Origin of the sequence: Paenibacillus terrigena DSM 21567, from assembly GCF_000374845.1 — a bacterium.
Taxonomy (GTDB): Bacteria; Bacillota; Bacilli; order Paenibacillales; family Paenibacillaceae; genus Paenibacillus_K; species Paenibacillus_K terrigena.
On record NZ_KB895417.1, the window covers coordinates 290,512 to 307,360 of the forward strand.

The following is a 16,849-nucleotide window of genomic DNA, read 5'->3' on the forward strand; positions in this document are numbered from 1 at the left end:
GGCACTATGCGGATTAGAAAAAGTAAAGTATTTAACAATATTAGCTGGATTCTTGCAGAACGTATTGTGCAGCTTGTAATTGCGTTATTTGTAGGCATCATGTCAGCGAGATTTTTAGGACCTTCAAATTTTGGATTGATTAACTATAGTATCTCAATCATGAGTTTGTTTTTTGCGTTTTGTGAGTTAGGGATCGCAGACATTTTTATTCGAGACGTCCTAAATGAACCTTCAACGACTGGGGTGCGACTCGGATCTGGAATAATGATGCGATTTATTGCAGGTTTTATCTCGATGATCTTAATGATAGTAACAGTCATTGTGATTGATCCTACGAACGAGATTGTTATTTATGTATCGATCGTCTTGTCTTTTTCGCTTATTTTTAGATCGATTGAATTGATTGATAGTTGGTTTCAATCACGGCTTCAATCCAAATATGTGTCTATATCGAAGATTCTAACGGGTGTCTGCATAGCCATTTGGAAAATTTCGTTATTAATGATGAATGCACCAGTGATATGGTTTGCATTCTCAACGACGTTAGAGGCAATGCTAGTATCTGCTATATTGTTGTTCATGTATGTCAAAAAAGGCGGCGTAAAATGGGAATTTTCCATGCAAATATCTAAAGGAATGCTGTCACAGAGCTACCATCTTATTATTTCCGGATTGCTGGTATCTCTTTATACCAAATTAGGTCAAATCATGATTGGAAGTATGATTGGGGAGGTGGATGTAGGGATTTATTCTGCTGCTATTCGCTTATCTGATATGTGGTATATTATCCCACTTGCAATAATTAATTCCGTAACCCCAGTCATCATTGAACAGAGAAAACATGACTATGAAGCGTACATTAGGAAATTAAAGCAGTTGTATGCCGTGATCATTTGGATGGGGATTGGCGTGGGGATTATCTTCTCCATTTTTTCTTTATTTATTGTACATACGTTATACGGGGAAGCCTATTCCAGAGCAGCTGGTGTTCTCAATATTAATATTTGGGCAGGGACGTTTGCGATGTTAGGATCTGCACGTTCTATTTGGATTGTGTGTGAAAACTATCAGAAATACGTTAAGCATTACATCATTTTTGGGACGGTTATCAATGTTGTATTGAATTGGATATTGATACCTAAATTAGGTATATATGGGGCATCCTGGTCTACGCTAATAGCTCAAATTGTTGTTGCGATTATTGCACCGTTGTTCTACAAACGAACACGCGCTTCATCATTATTGATGTTTGATGCACTTCTTTTAAGAGGTGTACTGCAACAACGTGTTCGCAGTAGTGCTTTATAACGATATTTCTATCTTGACCATCCCACTATAGAGGAGATTGAAATCCATGCAAGCATTGAAAGAAACCATTCGACGTCAAGAGTCATTAATGAACATGTACAAATTTTTGAACCAGAGAATCAACAATGCCATATATCAAATCTCTCCCGTACTATTAACAAAGAAATTATATAAAGAAACGATGGGGACGAGACTGGATTTAGTGAATCCAAAAGATTTCAATGAAAAACTGCAATGGCTCAAGTTGTATTGGCAACATCCGCTTGTTGCAAAATGTGCGGATAAATATACCGTTCGGGAATATATTGAAGAGTGCGGTTATTCAGAGATTTTGAATGAATTATATGGTGTGTATGATCAAAGTCAAGACGTTGATTTTGGGGCATTGCCGAATCAATTTGCTATAAAGTGTACCCATGGCTGTGGGTTTAACATTATTTGTAGTGATCTGAGTGCGGTGAATACGGAAGAGATGAGAGAGAAATTAGATGGATGGATGAAAACGAGATATAGTCTAGTCGCAGCAGAAGTTCAATACGATAAGATGAAACCAAGAATTATATGCGAGAAATACCTCGGAGATGCTGCTGGTAATACGCCGGCTGATTTCAAGGTCTACTGTTTTCACGGAAAAGCGGTATTCATATTGGCTTGTACAGATCGGAATACAGGTGTTAAATTCAGTCTGTATGACAAAAATTGGGAATTATTCCCCTATCGAAAGTGGAATAGCTCGAAAAACATTGATAAACCAATAACATTAGACCAAATGCTTCGTGTATCAGAAGCGCTATCACAGCCATTTCCCTTTGTACGGATTGATTATTATGAATACGAAGGTCAACTAATATTAGGAGAGATGTCCTTCACGCCAACAGGTTGTTTGGATAGTCAATTAGAAGAGGAAACAAGTCTCTATATGGGAAATCTCATTACACTACCGGGAAAGTATAAACCAAATAGCGTGAAAAATAATTGACATGTTACATTTTGTATCGTAAATTGAATATGTGCCCAACGATACAAAATGTATCTTTATTTTGATTCGTATTACATGTCGAGGAAGGTGAAATATTGGTAATGGAGAAAATCGCTGTAATTGGAACGGGATATGTGGGACTAGTGTCAGGGACTTGTTTTGCGCATGTTGGAAACCATGTTGTTTGCTGCGATATTGATCGCTTCAAGATAGAACGATTGAATCAAGTTGATCTCCCGATCTATGAGCCAGGGTTAGAAGAGATGGTAAGGGAGAATATGGATCAGGGAAGGCTTGTTTTCACTGCCGATATCCCCACAGCGATACGAGAAGCAGATATTATCATGATTGCTGTGGGCACACCAATGTCTTCTTCAGGTGAAGCGGATCTGCGTTATGTAAAGGAAGTTGCAAAGACGATCGGAGCGAATCTGATATCCAATAAAATTATCGTTACGAAGAGTACGGTCCCCCTCGGGACAGGGAAACTTATTGAAGCGATCATTCGCGAGAATTTAGAGAATCATAATCTGTCATTTGATGTGGTCTCGAATCCAGAATTTCTAAGAGAAGGATCAGCGTTATTTGATTGCTTTAATATGGAACGCGTTGTCATTGGGGCAACAAATGATCAAGCCGCCGATAGAATTGCACAATTGTATAAACCTTTTCAAGCACCAATAATTAGGACGAATTTGGAAAGTTCAGAAATGATTAAGTACGCTTCAAATGCTTTTTTAGCGACAAAAATTTCATTTATTAATTCGATTGCGAATATATGCGAACGGCTTGGAGCAGATATTACGGATGTCGTTGCCGGGATGGGTCTTGACAGTCGAATCGGCCGTAAGTTTCTACAGGCGGGAATTGGATATGGAGGATCATGCTTTCCTAAAGATACACAGGCACTCAAACATATAGCTCAGCAGTCGGGATATGAATTTAAAATTTTAGATGCAGTGATACATACGAATGAGATGCAAAGGGTATTGGTTCTTGAGAAGCTGGAAGATGCGTTAAGTGAAATGAAAGGGAAAGAGATTGCGATTCTGGGCGTTTCATTCAAACCGAATACGAATGATGTGAGAGAAGCGCCATCTGTAACTTTAATTCCAGCTTTGTTAGCAAAAGGTGCACGAATTCGGGTTTATGATCCCGTAGCAATAGAAGAAATTAAGAAAATATTTGATGATCGAATCACGTATCATGAAGATCTCTATGAGACACTTCAGCATTGTGAAGCATGTGTAATCCTGACGGAATGGGAAAGTATCGTAGGCATGGATCTTGCCAAAGTACGACAAGCGCTTAAATATCCTAATATTATCGATGGACGGAACTGTTTTGAGACGAATGAAATGAAAGCATTGAAATTTAACTATTATTCGATCGGTAGAGCAGCAATTCTGGCGAATGAAGAGGAGAGTCCAACTTCACGGATGAACAAATGGTCTATTGAACCAGTTGCTAACTAAACTAAGAATAACTCGTGCTTGAAAATAAAAAAAGACGTGAAACAAGCCTCACGTCGATTTGTATACATATTACCCACTGATAGGGGTGAGACGAAGTTTTGTCATTTTTAAAGTTGCTATAGTAACAGCAGATGACTCTTCATTTTTTATGGTGGCGATGACGTTCTTTTTATTCGTATTATCTCGGTAATAGCTACATATCGTTACATTCTTATTATTGGTGACAAAAGTTTGAATCGAAATGACGTCGTCGATTGAAACATCATGCTGAAATGAGAAAGTTACTTTTTTTATTTGATTGGCGTTAAGGCTAATATTCGTTAATGTATCAGTGGATTTCCGTAACGGCCCAAAATCAACTTCCAAATCGTTGATCGGTGTTGTTTTTGAAATAATGGGAGATAAGCGATAGATCGGAATATTTCCAGCTATGATTGTTGGATCATACGTTGCTGTTTGCCCATATTGCGTAAAATCATTGACGGATGTAATCTCGCTGCCAGCGATAAGTCCGGTTGTGTTATGAATGGCAATGTTCTGAGCTGTATTGTTATATGAGAAGCCCTTAATATATCCGTTCCATACGATAAATGCAGGTACATCGACACCACCATGTCTACAATTCGATATGGTAATGCTTTTTGTCGATTCGGAGTTAATAATAATGTGACCGCCGGTATTTGCTTCAAAGTAACAACCATCGATGACAAGGTTGGTGGAATTCTTAATTTGTATGGCTGTACCCGAAAGTCCTTCCAAAACAGAGTCTCTTATTCTGCAATTATATATATCTGGATCCGTCCCTGACTCTCGATGAATAAATCCGTGTTCTCGTTGTTCAATGACAACATTATTCCAACTGCAATCATATGCTCCGCCGAAATCAAATGCGTAACCTTTACCACCCGTGATGCTCTCGTTGGAAAATCTCATCGATTGCATATATCCACGATCTTCGGTTTTTACGATTGTATCCATATTGTTGTATGAACATAAATTGGAGTGAATTCGAATAATACTTGGAGCTTTATACACGATCGTACCCGCACCTGGAACACTCTCGAACGTCATTCCATCTACGAAAATATCACCCGTATTCATATTGCTTGCGATAAAGATATAACCTGAATCCGTTTTTCGAATTCCCCCGTTAGAGTTACTGTAAAATCGTAACGGAATTCGATTCCCAAGCGTTTTGTTAATCGTCACGGTACTTCCTGTAATATCATACAATCTATCAAACTCAACACCTCGTCTTTGTGTTACGGCATCATTTATTGCAGATTGTACTTTTTGATAATCCGATCCGTTATAGCTGTCCGGTATTATTGCGTTCATTGGCATCGTTTTCACCTCTCAAGCTAAATTTTCTATTCATTATATGCAAGACTTTATAGGTTGGATTGAACGAACTTTCTGGTGAAAAAGTGGAATATACTAAAACCTTAAATAAGGAGACTTACAATGCTGAAAATTATGAAGGGGAGCAATGAATGGGAGGACTGTCTGAAAAAATTCTCAAACCATGTTTTCTGGAAGTATAGGTATTATCTGCTTTATAAAGATGAAGGAGTACCGGAGGCCGTTTATTACGAAGATGATCGAGGTATTGTATTCTATCCGTACCTGAAAAGAAAAATTAACTTGAACGAATTAGGGTTGAATAGAAGCGAGAGCTTCTTCGATATTACGACAGCTTATGGATTTGGTGGCCCTCTTATAGATTGTAGAGATAATAGGGATAGCGAAGCTCTATTCGCAGCCTTTAGGGTCGAATTTGATCGATATTGTCAAGATTCGCAAATTGTATCGGAGTTTATCCGATTCCAGCCATTCATTGTGGATAAAGAAATAATGGACAAATTTATCGATATAGATGTTAAAAATATGAACTTGTACGTTGAATTGGACGCAGAGTTGTCATCAGATGATTATTTAAAAACGTATAAATCAACGAATCGTAATCGGATTAAGAAAGCGATGAATCATGGCGTTGAGATCGTTATTGACGAAGAAAAGAAATTCTTGGATGAATTTATTCATATATATAAGCATACGATGGATCGAAACCATGCCAATGAGTTCTATTATTTTAATGAAGACTACTTCAGAGAATTGATTGAATATTTACACTCGAATTGTGTATTGGCACATGCGGTGCATGACCATAACATTATTTCTACGGAGTTATTACTTTTTGATGAGAGCTGCGTTTATTTCTATTTAGGAGGGACATTGTCAGATTATTTTAATCTTTGTCCGAATAATCTGCTTAAACACCATATCATATTATGGGCCAAGGAAAAGGGGATATCCCGATATTTATTGGGCGGAGGTTATAAGGCTAACGATGGGGTCTATCAATACAAGAAGTCTTTTGCACCAAAACACGAGATAGAATTCTTGGTAGGTAAAAAAATACATAATCCATCCATGTACTCCTTACTATGTACGCATGCAGTGAATCTAAATCCATCCCTAAATACAGACTATTTTCCACTCTATCGTGCGAATTAAGATATCTATTTTGAGTATGGAGATAAAAAGATGAAACGATTATTCGATATCATTGTAGCTTTCGTAGGGCTAGTCATCTTATTGCCAGTCATGATCCTCGTTGCGATATTAATCAGAATTAATCTGGGTTCTCCAATTATGTTCAATCAATTAAGACCAGGGCTACTCGGAAAGCCGATTCGAATTTATAAATTTAGAACAATGACTGACGAATACAATGAAGCAGGAGAACTGGTTCCAACTTTTGAACGGATTACAAAGTTTGGCCAAATCATTCGTCGGCTTAGTTTAGACGAATTACCACAGCTTTTGAATGTTTTGAAGGGAGATATGAGTATTGTTGGTCCTCGACCTTTGTTAATGGAATATCTTGATCGTTACTCTCCTGAGCAAGCACGGAGGAATGAGGTACGGCCTGGAATTACAGGATGGGCACAAGTTAATGGTAGAAATGCGATTAGTTGGGATGAGAGATTTAAGTTAGATGTGTGGTATGTAGATAATCAATCTCTATTACTAGATTTCAAAATCATATGGAGTACGTTGATCAAAGTGATTCGATCGGAAGATGTGAATCAGGCAAGTAATGTAACGATGCCCATTTTTATGGGGAACAACGATCCAGATACGGAACAAGAGGAGTTTAACAAAATCATCATTATTGGTGCTGGCGGGGTAGGTAAGGGGATTTATCAGATTATTGAAGATATTAACAAAGTGAAAAAGACTTGGGACATCATCGGATTTATTGATGAGAACGAAGAGAAGTCGAAGGGAATGCTTTTTAATCTCCCAGTATTTGGGTCAATCGATGTATTGAATGATCCTTTTTATGCAGGAGTCCATGTAACGTTTGCTATCGGAAATCCTGTTGAGAAAATGAAGCTTATTGAGAAGTTTCGAGTTAAATATCCGAAGGTTACTAGTCCAACTTTAATCCATCCTACAGCTATCGTATCAAATGAAGCGAAAATTGGAGTTGGGACCGTGGTTAATGCCTTAGTTGTCATTGAGCCACATTCCTATATTGGCGATTTTGTCTTGGTCTATTATGGATGCATGATTGGGCATGATTCAATGATTGAAGATTATGTTTCACTTTTACCCCAATCCAATGTATCTGGGGATGTTGTAGTAAAAAAATGTGCTAGTCTCGGATCCAATTCTACGATTATCCAAGGGATTGAGGTGGGTGAATATACAGTTGTAGGTGCTGGTGCTGTTGTTTTGAAATCACTTCCTGCGCAATGTACAGCGGTTGGTGTGCCAGCAAAAGCAATCAAATTTCATCATGAGATGAAAGTAGGAATGTTAAATGGATGAGAAAGGGACGATTGTTGTGTCACAGAACGAGAATAAAATCTATCTCTCCCCCCCACATATGGGGGAATACGAGCTATACAATATTCAAGATGCATTTCAAACGAATTGGATTGCTCCACTTGGACCCCATGTTGATGGATTTGAACGTGAAATAGCGGAATACACGGGCGCAAATGGTGCGCTTGCTTTGAGTTCAGGGACTGCAGCGATACATATGGCTCTAAAGCTTATTGGTGTTCGTGAAGGAGATATCGTATTTTGTTCCTCTCTAACGTTTGTAGCTAGTGCGAATCCGATTTTGTATGAAAAGGCGATTCCAGTGTTTATTGATTCAGAGCCAAGCACGTGGAATATGTCTGTCACTGCATTACAACGTGCATTTGAAGATGCGGATAAAGCCGGGAAATTACCTAAAGCTGTAATCATTGTGAATTTATATGGTCAAAGTGCAGACTATGAGAACCTACTTGCCATATGTAATCGTTATGAAGTACCCGTTATCGAAGATTCAGCAGAATCACTCGGAGCCATGTATTGTGGGAAACCTAGCGGTACATGGGGGAAGTTTGGGATATTTTCATTTAATGGGAATAAAATTATTACGACTTCAGGAGGTGGGATGCTTGTATCCAATGATCTTGAGGCACTTGAGAAAGCTCGCTTCTGGTCGACTCAAGCTAGGGATGCTGCTCCACATTATCAGCATAGCGAGGTAGGATATAACTACCGAATGAGTAATATCCTTGCGGGTATTGGTCGAGGTCAATTGAAAGTATTAGATAGTCGGGTGAACATGCGACGTTCCGTATTCGATCGATATGTTCAGAAGCTAGGAGGGGTTCCAGGGATCGAATTTATGCCGGAATCATCCCTCGGAAGATCGACAAGATGGTTGACGTCTTTGATTGTAGATCCCCTTAGAGTTGGAGTTACGAGTAAACATATCATAGAACGATTAACAGCGAATCATATCGAAGCTCGTCCCGTATGGAAACCATTACACCTGCAACCGTTATTTGTTGATTGCCTCTATTATTCTCATAACGAGGATGAAAGTGTCTCCGACAACTTATTTATGCAAGGGGTCTGTCTCCCTTCGGGGTCTAACTTATCTATATCGGATCAAAATCGAGTCATTGGAACACTGTTAGACATTCTAGAACAAGGAGAGAATGATATCCACCCGTTCAGAGAAATCTTAAATGGAAGTGTATAAATGAAGAGATGTGTGGATTGTTTCGTTTCTGTTCTATTGATGCTCATGTCACTTCCTGTTTGGTGTCTGATTTATATTTTAGTTCGGTTGAATATGGGTAAACCGGTCCTGTATAGACAAGAGAGAGCAGGATTGCAGATGAAGACCTTTTATATTTATAAATTTCGAACTTTGACCATGGACGTAGATGAAGGAGGGGAACTACTCGCCGATGAAATGAGATTAACCCCATTAGGCAAGTGGTTGCGTAGACTAAGTCTGGATGAATTACCACAGCTTATTAATGTTCTTAAGGGAGATATGAGTCTTGTTGGTCCGAGGCCTCTTCTAGTACGTTACAACCCTTACTATAGCAAGGAGGAGAGGAAAAGATTCAGGGTTAGACCTGGAATAACGGGACTTGCACAAGTATCTGGGAGGAATTTGTTAGATTGGGATGCTCGTCTAGCTTTAGATGTGTTGTATGTTGAAGATTGGACGCTGTGGCTCGATATCCAAATTGTATTTCGTACGGTTATTCAAGTCATTCAGCGTAAAGATATCGCAGATGTTCCGAGCTTACTAATGAAAGATATGGATATTGAACGGGGATTGTGAGGAGATTGCATCCAATGAGCGTAGTTAAAACACGTGTTGTCTTATTTGGAAGTTTAGGTGTTGCAGTGGAATGTCTTTATTGGCTTTTGAAGCAGCCGTCGATAGAACTCATTGGTGTTGTCTGCAGTCAGAATCCGAAATCAAGCTGGCGTGAAGCTGTTTACGACCCCGACATGCAAGAAATTGCACCACAACTAGGAATCCGTATGCTTACTTTGGATGATTTGCTGGATATAGATGCGGATATTGGTATTAGTGTGCGTTTTCATGAAGTCCTTAGGCAGGAGCATTTAGATTGTTTCAAATTAGGCGTTATTAACCTGCATGCCGCTCCATTACCGGAGATGAAGGGATCCATGTGCGTTGTGGCGGCAATCATTGAGGATCGGAAGGAATATGGAACGAGTATTCACTGGATGAATACGAAGGTAGATGCGGGTGATGTTCTGGCTGTACACCGATTCGATATTTCTGAGAATGATACATCATATGATCTATTTTTGAAATGTAATCATCACGGACTCCTGCTAATTAAAGAGCATCTATTTTCAATTATCGATGGAACAATTCAAGGCCAGCCCCAGCAAGTATTAGCAGAACAATGGGGTATTTCAAGCAAGATGTATCTTAAAAAAGATGTTTTGCAATATAAAGAGGTTACTTCTAACCTATCTGAAGAGGAACTCTGGAATCGAACTAGGGCATTTCAATTTCCTGGGCATGAGCCAGCCTACGTTACCACACCTAGGGGAAGAATTAATTTGACTGTTCAAGTTTAAACCATATGGAGTGACGGAGGTCTTGAATATGCAAGTGAAAGTACTGGGTGTGGATCAGTACGAGGAATGGCATAAGTATCTTACACAGTTACCGGAAGCAGATATTTATTTCACACCTGAATATTGTAGGATCTATGAAGAGAATGGCGAGGGACTAGCGCAACTGTTTGTTTTTTATAGAGAGAACAAATTTATATGCTATCCGTTTTTATTGCGAAAAATAAATTTGGACCCTCGTATATCTTCACAATTGGATACTGATTTGTATGATATTACGACACCATATGGTTATGGTGGGCCGCTGTCGAATATTACAGACGAAGATGAGAAGCGACATGCATTTGAGAATTTTGGTAGTATATTTCATGAATATTGTATTGAAAATAATATCATTACAGAATTTGTGAGATTTCATCCGATGCTTAAAAATAATGTGGACTATAGAGCTGTCAATCCAACGTTTGTTCGGAACACGATATATATCGATTTAAGATGTTCTGTAGAAGAGATATGGGAACGATTTTCTAAGAATAATAGAAATCGTATTCGGAGATCACAGCGGGAAAATTTAATGATTAAACATACAGATCGCGGGGGAATTGATAACTTTACAAAACTATACTATTCGACGATGGAAAAGAAGCAAGCTAATGATTATTACTACTTTAGTCCGCAATTTATTATGAACACACTGACCTTCCTAAAAGGTAGTATTGAGTTGATTGAAGTGCAGTGTGGTAATCAAGTTATTGCATCATCCTTATTTATGTATTATAACGACTTTGTTCATTATCACTTAATGGGCTCTGACAAACAATTTCTAAGTGCTTGTCCTGTGAATTTCTTAATTCATTATGCAGTACTTTGGGCGAAAGAAAAGGGCTTTAAGTTTTTGCATTTAGGCGGAGGTTACGAGGGGGATGATAATCTGCTCCGATTCAAGAAAGGATTTAACACAGGGGAACCTGCTGATTTCTATATCGGGCGAAAAATCCATTGTAACTATACTTATAATATGTTGTTGAATAAATTACAATGTAAATCCCAAGAACAAGAAGATTATTTCCCAGCATACCGCCTCAGTTAAAGGAAGAGATACATAACAACCATCATCGGCAAGGCACATTAGAAATGTCGAAATGGAGCGTGGAATGATGAGTGAGGCTAAAACGATCCAAGAAGTATTTTTTCTACGATGTATGGCTTGTCTTTCGATTGTACTCTTGCATGCAATTGATCGTATATATGGACATGTAAATACCGTGCCTGAGCTAATAACCCTATTATTAACTTTTGGGACACCCGCGTTTGTGTTCATTTCGGAATTTGTCATTTCTCGTTCATATCCCATTCATACACCAAGGAAGTTTTGGGAGAAAAGATTAAAATACATTTTACTTCCCTACGTGTTCTTTGGTATCTTCTACGCATTATCCAAAGCAATTGAAGATTGGTTATTCCAACAAGCTTCCTTTTTTCAGACATTTTTCACTTTGGTTTGGAGGCATCTATTGATTGGTGACTTCCAAGGTTATTTTATTCTTATTATTTTTCAATTTTATCTATTGCATATGTTATTTCAAAGATACATCCATCGGTTTGATCCAAAATGGGTTATTGCGATATCACTAATTGTCAATATTTTATATTTAGGCATTTTTAATTTTACTGAGATTCCGAATACACCAGTGTTGCAATACATTTGGCTTCAGGGGCACTGGCTGCTATTTTTAGGTTGGATTTTCTATTTTAGCGTAGCTTATTATTGTGGGCGTAATTATCAAAGATTTATTCAATGGTTAGTGAAAAGGCAATTTTGGATTTACTTGTTTACGCTAATTTATTCGCTCATTCCACTTGTGCTCACCTACAAGGATATTCTCGTTGTTCACTCCTCCAAACGAATCGATATGATATTTTTTACTCTAAGTATGATTCTTACACTCTATCTCCTCGCACATAAAATAAAAAATATTCCATATTCAATCGTTCGAATTAGCAAATATTCGTTCGGTATTTACCTCCTTCACCCGTTTTTTATGGGGGTTATGATCATCGGCATCTCCAAAATACCCTTGCTGAATCATAGTATGCTCGGCATGATATTCCTCTTTATTGGCTCCATAGGGCTATCTATCATTACAACATATTTATTGAATAAAGTACCTGGAGGGGCTTTCTTTATCGGCAAAATAGGAATAGGTAGTCGCCCTGATAAGAGCGTATCGCTAACGCAAGTAAATGTGTAGGGATTAATTTGAAAGGCGTGAAAACACATGAGAACAATGATCGGCTTAGTCAAAGAACACCGAGGGCCCGGCGCTGTACTGAAGGAAGTGCCTGTGCCGGATATTAGACCGGACGAGGTGCTCGTACGTGTCGTAGCGAGCTCAATCTGCGGAACGGATATGCACATCTATAACTGGGATGCGTGGGCGGAGAAGTCCGTGGTGACGGGCAATGTATTCGGACATGAGTTCGCAGGGATCGTGGAAGAGATCGGCAGCGGGGTCTCCCATGTGAAGATTGGCGATCACGTGTCTGCGGAAGGGCATATGGTATGCGGGATTTGTAAGCCGTGTCGGACGGGAAAGTCGCACGTATGCTTGAATACGCGGAGTTTCGGCATTACGGCGCCAGGATGTTTTGCGGAATATGCGGTCGTGAAGGCGAGCAATGTGATTCATAACCGTAAGGATATGCCATTCGAGATTGCCTGTCTGCAGGACCCTCTTGGAAATGCGGTACAGACGGTGTTATCAGGCGATATTGTCGGCAAGTCGGTTGTCATTATTGGAGCGGGTTTAATCGGACTGATGTCGATTGCCGTAGCGAAGGCATGCGGTGCGGCGCAGATCATCGCGGCAGATATTAATCCCTATCGATTGGACATGGCACATCGTATGGGCGCGGATGTATTGATACATAGCGGAGAGGTGAAGCTGTCGCAGGCGATACTTGATCATACGAACGGCGAAGGCGCGGAGGTTGTGCTTGAAATGTCAGGCCACCCGGATGCGATTCGCGAAGGTTTCGAGGGTGCAGCGAACGGAGCGCGTGTATCGTTGTTAGGGATTCCGACGCAGGATGTTCCTCTGGATATGGGGCAGATCATCTTCAAAGGGATTCGTGTTGAAGGCATTACAGGCCGCCGGATGTATGAGACATGGTATCAGATGAAAGGGTTGCTGGATCGCGACGTGCTTCATTTGGATCGATTGGTGACACATACGTTCACACTGGACCGTTATGAAGAAGCCTTCGAACTCATGCGCGAGGGGCGCTGCGGCAAAGTAGTTTTCCTTCATGAGTTATCAAAGCCGGGAGGCATCGCATATAACAGTACAGACCCTGCATTGCAGGCTATCTCATCGATATAGCGGAGGAGGGTGAACCTTGCGAGTTATTCCTACGAAATTAGAAGGCGTCGTATTGATTGAACCGGATGTCTTCGGCGATGCACGTGGATTCTTCATGGAGAGCTATCATGCGGAGAAGTACGCAGCAGCGGGACTTCCGTATCAATTCGTGCAGGATAATCATTCCTTGTCTGAACCTGCAGGGACGCTGCGAGGCCTTCACTATCAACTCTCACCCAAAGCACAGACGAAGCTGGTGCGTGTGTTGGTAGGGGCGATTTATGATGTCGCTGTCGATATTAGGCCAGGTTCAGAGACCTTCGGTCAATGGGTCGGATACGTGCTGAGCGCTGCGAATAAACGCCAACTGCTCGTCCCTCAAGGGTTCGCGCATGGCTTCTGTACGATTGTTCCGAACACTGAAGTTAGTTATAAAGTGGATCAGTTCTACGCGCCTGCACATGATCGGGGCATTCGCTGGGATGATCCCGCACTCGCCATTCCATGGCCGACGGATCGACCGCTGCTGTCGCCCAAAGACGAACAGCACCCTTACCTTGCGGATGCGCAGCTCGAACTGGAGGGTGAAGAAGGATGAGTTCTCGAAGAAGAGTGTTAATAACCGGAGCACAGGGACGATTAGGCACAGCTTTCCGTAAAGCTTGGACGTCTCATGATGATGAGGTGATTGCACTAAGCAGACAAGAGCTTGATGTGAAAGACGCGGAGTCGGTTATGAAGCAATGCGAGCGGTATCAGCCGAACATTATCATTCATACGGCTGGATACACCGATATCGATCTTGCGGAGGAGGAGCCGGAGGAAGCGTATCGCATCAATGCTTATGGTGCAAGGCATGTTGCACTGGCTGCGAGAGCGGTCGGTGCACAATTGGTGCATTTCAGCACCGATCAAGTCTTCCAAGGGTCATCGGAGCAGTCGTATGAGGAGACATCTTATCCACTGCCAGTGCATACTTATGGGGCTTCCAAAGTGGCTGGCGATCGATTCGTACAGGCTATTCATCCCCAGCATTTGATCGTTCGAACAGCCTGGCTGTTCGGTACTTCTTCGATTAAGGAAGAGATCAGTAGTGCAGCATGCTCCAGCCGTTCATCGATATGGCACGCCGAATCTACTGTAATTGGTTGTCCGACCTATGTGCCAGATTTGATCCACCATGTCGAAGAGATGCTAGGGCAACGTTGTCACGGTCTCTACCATGTTACAAGTAGCGGTTCCTGTTCCATGCAAGAGTTCAGAGATGCCATTGGGGCGCTTACCCCCGCGATTGATTGGCAGCAGAGCTCATCTGATCAAGCGCAGCGGCGCGCTAGACGGCCTGAACGGGTTGTATTAGAACCCGCAGCACTAATACGAACAGGAATCCCGCCGATGCGTCATTGGTATGAAGCATTAGCGGACTGGATGAATCGAAATGTATGAAACTTTATCCCTATGAATTGACAATTTGAGAGAAATGGTGTAACGTTGATACGATACATATTGTAACATTAGACCATTGTAAGTATCATTGGAAGTCTGCTCATTGGGGGTTGAATGAAGGTGAGAACCATCCATACGGATTCCGCGGAATCCATCTATTGTTTGGCATGCAATACGAGACAAAGTGTACAGCGTCAGCGTATTGTTTTCACAACAGGGTATTATCGTGTTGGCGTACCACTCGGCTGCTGCGAGGCGTGTTATTCTCTTTCTCAGATTCAAGAGCAGTTCGTAAATTTTGTGAATCACCAGAGTCCCCCTGTCCTGAAGTGAACCAAGACCTCCTAAGCAGTTATGGCGGGAACCGGGAGGTCTTGCCCAGCCAGCAGTCTCTCAGACGCTCTATCCGGCTTGCTTCTTATTCTTCTTCGCAACCGGTAATTCCGAATCTTGGACAATGGACCGAGGTTCTAGTTTCTCCATCCGACTTTCACCACTGAAGATTCCACCCTCATGAATAATAATGGAAGAGCCATGGTAATTACCGTGAAATTGGCCCTTGCTGGTAATGATTAATTTTCCCTTTGTCGTCACATCGCCATAGACTTTGCCCGCAATAATAAGTTCTCTGGCCTGAATGTTGGCCGTCGCAACGCCTTGCTCCCCGATGGTGATCGTCCCGCTCGCTTCAATCTCCCCTTGGAAATGTCCTTCGATTCGTAAATTGGTCTGACATGTCAGATGTCCATCCATTGTCGTTCCTTGTCCTATTAATGTATCGGTGAGACGTAATTTCTTCTGTCGCCGCATCATGAATTATTCCTCCTCCGGATTCGTAATGTAAGGCAATGGATCGATGAGCTGATCTTCCCGAGCGATTTGAAAATGAAGATGAGGGCCTGTGCTTCGTCCCGTATTGCCGAGCCGCCCAATCCGATCCCCTTTGACAACAACGTCCTGTTCATTCACTTCAATCCGATTTAAATGCATATACCAGGTGTCATAGCCCTTCGCATGCGCTATCACAATATATTTGCCGCGGGAATTGTCGGACCCGGTCGTAATCACTTTCCCATCTGCCGCTGCAAAGACAGGATCCCCTACTTTACCCGCAATATCGACACCGGCATGATAGGCTGCTCTTCCTGTCATGGGATCACGACGGTAACCGAAATTCGAGGTCAGGCGATGGGATGTCGTCGGCCAGCCTGTAGGCATATTCTGGAACACATCCTGTACGCGCTCAACGGTCTTCGAGACGTTCTGCTGCATGATCGCAATGACGGCTTCCATTTGCTCCAAATCAATGGCTGTATCCTGTGCGAGCCGAATAACCTCTTCATTGCTAACCGGAAAATATTCACCGCCGACATCTTCCATAGCATCCCATGGCAGTTGCGTAACGCTTGAATCGCTTGTCGACTCCGTCTTGCCGTATTTGCGGATCAGACCTTGCAGTGTCTTCTCCATCTTATGTATACGTTCCATGCCTTCTTTCATCATTTGCGCATCCGAAGAGAGTTCAATGACTTCATTTTGGAGAGAAGTAATGGCGTGGTCTTTTTGCTGAATGGTATTTGCACTTGCAGTAACATTGGCAGATATTCTTCCTTGCAGCCCTTCAATCTGAGATGAAGAGCGCATTTGGAGTCCGAGGACAAAACTTGTTAGGGACACAGCAGTAATGAGAGGAACGGAGATGACTAGCAACTTCGGCACTTCGATTTGTCTGACCGACTGATCGGCATTACGAATCACGAGCAGCGTTATCTTGCTAGTAAACCATCGTTTCTTCAAGGGTTCTCCTTTCTACCGGAAGAAAAGCACCGATTCGATTGGAATAGACTGCT

At 41.5% G+C, this 16,849-nt stretch carries 17 protein-coding genes; 14 read left to right on the plus strand and 3 right to left on the minus strand.

Going from position 1 to position 16,849, the window contains the following annotated elements; all coding sequences use genetic code 11:
- Positions 1–6: 6 nt before the first annotated feature.
- The 3 genes from C558_RS0117415 to tuaD all read left to right on the plus strand — a co-directional run bounded on the left by C558_RS0117415 (position 7) and on the right by tuaD (position 3,762).
- Positions 7–1,308 carry a flippase gene (locus tag C558_RS0117415; RefSeq protein ID WP_018757573.1) on the plus strand — a complete coding sequence of 434 codons (1,302 nt, stop codon included), beginning with the start codon at positions 7–9 and terminating at the stop codon, positions 1,306–1,308.
- Positions 1,309–1,354: 46 nt separating this feature from the next.
- Positions 1,355–2,287 carry an ATP-grasp fold amidoligase family protein gene (locus C558_RS31285; RefSeq protein ID WP_018757574.1) on the plus strand — a complete coding sequence of 311 codons (933 nt, stop codon included), beginning with the start codon at positions 1,355–1,357 and terminating at the stop codon, positions 2,285–2,287.
- 101 nt (positions 2,288–2,388) lie between these two features.
- Positions 2,389–3,762, plus strand: a complete 1,374-nt coding sequence (gene tuaD / locus C558_RS31290; protein WP_018757575.1) for a UDP-glucose 6-dehydrogenase TuaD — start codon at positions 2,389–2,391, stop codon at positions 3,760–3,762.
- A 69-nt stretch (positions 3,763–3,831) separates the two neighbouring features.
- Here the strand turns inward: tuaD and C558_RS0117430 are convergent, their stop codons facing one another.
- Complete coding sequence (locus tag C558_RS0117430) at positions 3,832–5,115, minus strand: right-handed parallel beta-helix repeat-containing protein (RefSeq protein WP_156826167.1); 1,284 nt, start codon at positions 5,113–5,115, stop codon at positions 3,832–3,834.
- A gap of 111 nt (positions 5,116–5,226) precedes the next feature.
- Here C558_RS0117430 and C558_RS32635 point away from each other — a divergent pair, with 111 nt between their 5' ends.
- The 11 genes from C558_RS32635 to C558_RS33865 all read left to right on the plus strand — a co-directional run bounded on the left by C558_RS32635 (position 5,227) and on the right by C558_RS33865 (position 15,332).
- Complete coding sequence (locus tag C558_RS32635) at positions 5,227–6,279, plus strand: lipid II:glycine glycyltransferase FemX (protein ID WP_018757577.1); 1,053 nt, start codon at positions 5,227–5,229, stop codon at positions 6,277–6,279.
- Between the two features lie 30 nt (positions 6,280–6,309).
- Positions 6,310–7,602 carry a NeuD/PglB/VioB family sugar acetyltransferase gene (locus C558_RS35115; RefSeq protein ID WP_018757578.1) on the plus strand — a complete coding sequence of 431 codons (1,293 nt, stop codon included), beginning with the start codon at positions 6,310–6,312 and terminating at the stop codon, positions 7,600–7,602.
- Complete coding sequence (locus tag C558_RS0117445; protein WP_018757579.1) at positions 7,595–8,818, plus strand: DegT/DnrJ/EryC1/StrS family aminotransferase; 1,224 nt, start codon at positions 7,595–7,597, stop codon at positions 8,816–8,818. Before C558_RS35115 ends, C558_RS0117445 begins: the two co-directional genes overlap by 8 nt.
- The gene (locus tag C558_RS0117450) at positions 8,819–9,415 is read left to right on the plus strand and encodes a sugar transferase (protein WP_018757580.1); all 597 of its coding nucleotides are present in this window, start codon (positions 8,819–8,821) and stop codon (positions 9,413–9,415) included. It abuts the gene before it with no gap.
- A 14-nt stretch (positions 9,416–9,429) separates the two neighbouring features.
- Positions 9,430–10,194: a formyltransferase family protein gene (locus C558_RS0117455; protein WP_018757581.1), complete on the plus strand. Its 765-nt coding sequence runs from the start codon at positions 9,430–9,432 to the stop codon at positions 10,192–10,194.
- 28 nt (positions 10,195–10,222) lie between these two features.
- Positions 10,223–11,281 carry a lipid II:glycine glycyltransferase FemX gene (locus C558_RS0117460; protein WP_018757582.1) on the plus strand — a complete coding sequence of 353 codons (1,059 nt, stop codon included), beginning with the start codon at positions 10,223–10,225 and terminating at the stop codon, positions 11,279–11,281.
- Between the two features lie 52 nt (positions 11,282–11,333).
- On the plus strand, positions 11,334–12,443 hold the full coding sequence (locus tag C558_RS31300; protein WP_083927203.1) for an acyltransferase family protein: 1,110 nt from the start codon (positions 11,334–11,336) through the stop codon (positions 12,441–12,443).
- Positions 12,444–12,470: 27 nt separating this feature from the next.
- On the plus strand, positions 12,471–13,574 hold the full coding sequence (tdh, locus tag C558_RS0117470) for an L-threonine 3-dehydrogenase (protein WP_018757584.1): 1,104 nt from the start codon (positions 12,471–12,473) through the stop codon (positions 13,572–13,574).
- Between the two features lie 16 nt (positions 13,575–13,590).
- Positions 13,591–14,151: a dTDP-4-dehydrorhamnose 3,5-epimerase gene (rfbC, locus tag C558_RS0117475; RefSeq protein WP_018757585.1), complete on the plus strand. Its 561-nt coding sequence runs from the start codon at positions 13,591–13,593 to the stop codon at positions 14,149–14,151.
- A complete protein-coding gene (locus C558_RS0117480) occupies positions 14,148–14,999 on the plus strand; it encodes an SDR family oxidoreductase (protein WP_018757586.1) in 852 nt (283 codons plus the stop codon). Before rfbC ends, C558_RS0117480 begins: the two co-directional genes overlap by 4 nt.
- A 120-nt stretch (positions 15,000–15,119) precedes the next feature.
- Positions 15,120–15,332 carry a hypothetical protein gene (locus C558_RS33865; protein ID WP_156826168.1) on the plus strand — a complete coding sequence of 71 codons (213 nt, stop codon included), beginning with the start codon at positions 15,120–15,122 and terminating at the stop codon, positions 15,330–15,332.
- A 69-nt stretch (positions 15,333–15,401) separates the two neighbouring features.
- On the opposite strand, the gene C558_RS0117485 is transcribed toward C558_RS33865, so the two are convergent.
- Together C558_RS0117485 and C558_RS0117490 are read right to left on the minus strand one after the other, a co-directional pair.
- A complete protein-coding gene (locus C558_RS0117485; protein WP_018757587.1) occupies positions 15,402–15,812 on the minus strand; it encodes a bactofilin family protein in 411 nt (136 codons plus the stop codon).
- A 3-nt stretch (positions 15,813–15,815) separates the two neighbouring features.
- Positions 15,816–16,796, minus strand: coding sequence for a M23 family metallopeptidase (locus tag C558_RS0117490; RefSeq protein WP_018757588.1), 981 nt, complete (start codon positions 16,794–16,796; stop codon positions 15,816–15,818).
- Positions 16,797–16,849 lie beyond the last annotated feature (53 nt).

Excerpts from the sequence above, each read along its gene's own strand:
- C558_RS0117415 (WP_018757573.1), top strand. The coding sequence starts at position 7 with ATGCGGATTAGAAAAAGTAAAGTATTTAACAATATTAGCTGGATTCTT.
- C558_RS31285 (WP_018757574.1), top strand. The coding sequence starts at position 1,355 with ATGCAAGCATTGAAAGAAACCATTCGACGTCAAGAGTCATTAATGAAC.
- tuaD (WP_018757575.1), top strand. The coding sequence starts at position 2,389 with ATGGAGAAAATCGCTGTAATTGGAACGGGATATGTGGGACTAGTGTCA.
- C558_RS32635 (WP_018757577.1), top strand. The coding sequence starts at position 5,227 with ATGCTGAAAATTATGAAGGGGAGCAATGAATGGGAGGACTGTCTGAAA.
- C558_RS35115 (WP_018757578.1), top strand. The coding sequence starts at position 6,310 with ATGAAACGATTATTCGATATCATTGTAGCTTTCGTAGGGCTAGTCATC.
- C558_RS0117445 (WP_018757579.1), top strand. The coding sequence starts at position 7,595 with ATGGATGAGAAAGGGACGATTGTTGTGTCACAGAACGAGAATAAAATC.
- C558_RS0117450 (WP_018757580.1), top strand. The coding sequence starts at position 8,819 with ATGAAGAGATGTGTGGATTGTTTCGTTTCTGTTCTATTGATGCTCATG.
- C558_RS0117455 (WP_018757581.1), top strand. The coding sequence starts at position 9,430 with ATGAGCGTAGTTAAAACACGTGTTGTCTTATTTGGAAGTTTAGGTGTT.
- C558_RS0117460 (WP_018757582.1), top strand. The coding sequence starts at position 10,223 with ATGCAAGTGAAAGTACTGGGTGTGGATCAGTACGAGGAATGGCATAAG.
- C558_RS31300 (WP_083927203.1), top strand. The coding sequence starts at position 11,334 with ATGGAGCGTGGAATGATGAGTGAGGCTAAAACGATCCAAGAAGTATTT.
- tdh (WP_018757584.1), top strand. The coding sequence starts at position 12,471 with ATGAGAACAATGATCGGCTTAGTCAAAGAACACCGAGGGCCCGGCGCT.
- C558_RS0117480 (WP_018757586.1), top strand. The coding sequence starts at position 14,148 with ATGAGTTCTCGAAGAAGAGTGTTAATAACCGGAGCACAGGGACGATTA.
- C558_RS0117485 (WP_018757587.1), bottom strand. The coding sequence starts at position 15,812 with ATGATGCGGCGACAGAAGAAATTACGTCTCACCGATACATTAATAGGA.